The organism is Pseudomonas sp. K5002 (assembly GCF_013386655.1).
Taxonomy (GTDB): Bacteria; Pseudomonadota; Gammaproteobacteria; order Pseudomonadales; family Pseudomonadaceae; genus Aquipseudomonas.
The window spans coordinates 1-911 of record NZ_JACARK010001070.1; the positions used below are offsets into that span (position 1 = coordinate 1).

Sequence of the window (911 nt, forward strand, 5' to 3'; positions counted from 1 at the left end):
GTGCCTGCCCGACCCGGTGCAAGGCCTGCTCGACCTGGGCCGGCTGTACAACGCACAAAGCTTTGCCAAAGGCGTGACCATGGCCGAAGTCAGCCAGAGCTGCGTGCGCATGCTCGATGACTTGCTGGCCGGCCGCGATGCCCGCGTGCTCGACAACCCGCACTACCGGCTGAACATCATGGTGGTCAAAAGCCATGGCCTGCTCGCCGACGATCATCGCGGTCGGCTTGGTTTGGGGTTGTCCTCGGTGATCGCCGACAACCTGAGGGGCCGCGCGCGGTTGTCCCGGCACTTCGAACGGCTGATCGTCCACGACCCACGCCAGGCGCCACCGCTGCATGCGCTCAAGGATTTCCCGTCGCGCTTCCTTGATCTGGAACTGGGCAACCTGCGCCAGGCCTTGCTGGCGTCGGGCTCGATCCCCATGGTGATGCAAGGCGTACGCGACCTGCCGGGTGCAGGCCAAGGCACTTACCGCGATGGCGGCCTGCTGGACTATCACCTCGACCTGCCCTACCACGGCGATGACATCGTGCTGTACCCGCACTTCACCGACCGGGTCATTCCCGGCTGGTTCGACAAAGGCTTGCCGTGGCGCCGCGCCAATCAACAGGGTTTGCAGGATGTCCTGCTGCTGGCGCCGTCGAAGGAATACCTGGCGCGACTGCCCCACGGCAAACTGCCGGACCGCAGTGACTTCAAGCGCTTCATGGGGGATGACCCGGGCCGCAACAAGTACTGGCAAACCGCAATGAGCGAAAGCCAGCGGCTGGGGGATGAGTTTCTGCAACTGGCCGACAATGGCCAATTGGGCGAACGCCTGCTGGCTCTCTAGCGCCCTCTCCGTAGCAGCTGTCGAGCCCAAGCGAGGCTGCGTCGGCAGCACCTCGGTTTGCCAGACAAATCGCAAA

Annotated in this window: 1 protein-coding gene; it reads left to right on the forward strand. The window is 64.2% G+C overall.

Features of this window, described 5'->3' with window-relative positions:
* Window positions 1-835, forward strand: an 835-nt coding sequence (locus HX846_RS33255; RefSeq protein ID WP_178967055.1) for a patatin-like phospholipase family protein, incomplete at its 5' end; no start/stop codon positions are given.
* Window positions 836-911 lie beyond the last annotated feature (76 nt).